This window comes from Fusibacter sp., assembly GCF_057447755.1.
The window spans coordinates 1-2,382 of record NZ_JBVBZF010000440.1 but is presented as its reverse complement, the minus strand read 5'-3'; the positions used below and the strand labels follow the sequence as shown (position 1 = coordinate 2,382).

Here is a 2,382-nt window from a genome sequence, read left to right as displayed (position 1 = left end):
ATTTTATCTGGATCTATTTCAAGGAATAAAAAGCACACAGGATATCTGTTATTCATCAAATAAGGCTTATATGCCAATTGGATGGCATCCTTAATGATATCACTTTTCACATATCGTCCATTGACGAATACGATCTGTTGCTGGCGTGTGCCCTTTGTATAGTCAAAGGTAGAAATGTAGCCCTTGAGCTTTAAAAAATCATACTCATCTTTTATTTCAAACAAATGCTTAATCAAGGTTCGATCATAGATAGAAAAAATAGTATTTTCAAGCTTTTGATCTCCTGGTGTCCTAAATACCAACTGATCATCCGTTGTGTACTTAAAGGCAATTTCAGGATGTGACAATGCTAAATGCCCCATAATTTCTGATATGTGCTTGGTTTCAACAGCGTCACTTTTCAAAAATTTAAGTCTGGCAGGTGTGTTGTAAAACAAGTCTCTTACGACGATACTGGTACCCCGTTTGGCACCCATTTCACTCTTGTTTACGATGGCACCACCAGATGCTTCTACCTTGATGCCATAATCGTCAGATTCCTGCATGGTGATGACTTCTACATTGGCAACGGCACAAATACTGGCAAGGGCTTCACCTCTAAAACCAAGAGAAAGCGTCTTATATAAATCATCAATTTTTCTAATTTTACTTGTGGCATGACGTTCGAACATCAAATCCACATCGTCACGATGAATACCACTGCCATTATCAACAACTCGAATGAGCTTCTTGCCGCCCTTCTTGATGTCTATAATGATTTCTGTAGCACCTGCGTCCACAGCATTCTCAACAAGCTCTTTAACCACCATTGCAGGTTTTTCAACAACCTCACCAGCAGCGATTTTACTGGCTGTGACTTCATCTAATCTCATTATGCGATTGGTATTAAGACGTGTACTTTGATTCATCTAATCACTTCCTATTTTTAAACTGGCTGACGATTTGATAGAGTGTATTCATGGCTTCTATCGGCGTGAGTTGTTCCACCTCGACGTTTTCAAGGTACTTAAAGAGTGCTTCATCTATGACATAAGCACTTTTTTCACCATTAAAATCCATGGAGATTTGATTTGTATTCAAAGATGGTCCTTTTGATGCAGCTTCAGCGGAAGCATCAAGGGCATTCAAATTGTTAATATTGTTATTGATATCATTGACTTCAAGCTTTGCCAGGATCTCCTTAGCACGTTCAATCACTGGTGTTGGAACGCCTGCTAGTTTGGCAACCTGAATCCCAAAACTTTGATTGGCACCACCACGTTCAATCTTTCTAAGGAATAAGATATCATCCTTGGATTCTTTAACGGATATCCTAAAGTTGCACACCCCATGAAGTTTCCCTTCAAGTTCTGTGAGTTCGTGATAATGGGTTGCAAAAAGGGCCTTTGTTTTAAGCTTTGAAATGTATTCAACCACACTCCAAGCAATACTTAAACCATCATAGGTACTCGTCCCTCTTCCGATTTCATCGAGAATGATCAAGGCCCTTGGTGATGCATTATTGAGGATATTTGCAAGTTCATTCATTTCCACCATGAAGGTACTCTGGCCCTGCGACAGGTCATCTGATGCACCAACTCTTGTGAAAATTCGATCGACAATGCCAATTTCAGCTTTTTCAGCTGGTACAAAACAGCCTATTTGTGCCATTAAGGTGATCAGTGCCACTTGTCTGAGATAAGTGGATTTACCTGCCATGTTTGGCCCTGTGATAATGTAAAACTGATGGTCATCTTGATCCAGTAAAGTATCATTGGGTATAAAGAGTTCGTCATTGAAAATTCGCTCAATCACTGGGTGACGTCCATTTTTAATGTTGAGTACTTGCTTCTTAGATATCTTAGGCATGACGTAACCATAACGATAGCTTACCTCTGCGAAAGAAACCAATGCATCAAGGGATGCAACAGCATAAGCAGTCTTTTGTATACGCTCTATATGCACCATAATTTCCTGCTTTAATTGACTAAAGAGTTCACTTTCCAGTCTACCAATCTTCTCTTCTGCATGAAGGACTGTCTCTTCAATTTCCTTAAGCTCTGGTGTGATATAACGCTCTGCATTGGCAAGCGTTTGTTTTCTGATATAAGACTCTGGTGCAAGCTTAGCACTGCCCTTGGAAATTTCTATATAATAACCAAAGACCTTGTTAAATCCTATTTTGAGGGTTTTTATGCCCGTTCTTTCTTTTTCCTTGTTTTCAATATCCAGTATCCACTGTTTGCCATTGATTACGGCATCACGTAGCTTTTCGAGCTCTTGGTTATAAGTGGTCTTAATAACGCCACCATCTTTTAAAGTATATGGCGGTTCCTCAACAATGGCATCTTCAATCAATTGATACACATCAGTCAAACTGTCGATGTCATCATAAATGGTCTT

General features: G+C 39.5%; 2 protein-coding genes. Both read right to left on the bottom strand.

The window, feature by feature from the left end; all coding sequences use genetic code 11:
• A partial coding sequence (gene mutL, locus AC220I_RS21390; protein WP_486725898.1) for a DNA mismatch repair endonuclease MutL occupies window positions 1–908 on the bottom strand: 908 nt, incomplete at its 3' end.
• A gap of 4 nt (window positions 909–912) precedes the next feature.
• Window positions 913–2,382, bottom strand: a 1,470-nt coding sequence (gene mutS / locus AC220I_RS21385) for a DNA mismatch repair protein MutS (RefSeq protein WP_486725897.1), incomplete at its 5' end; no start/stop codon positions are given.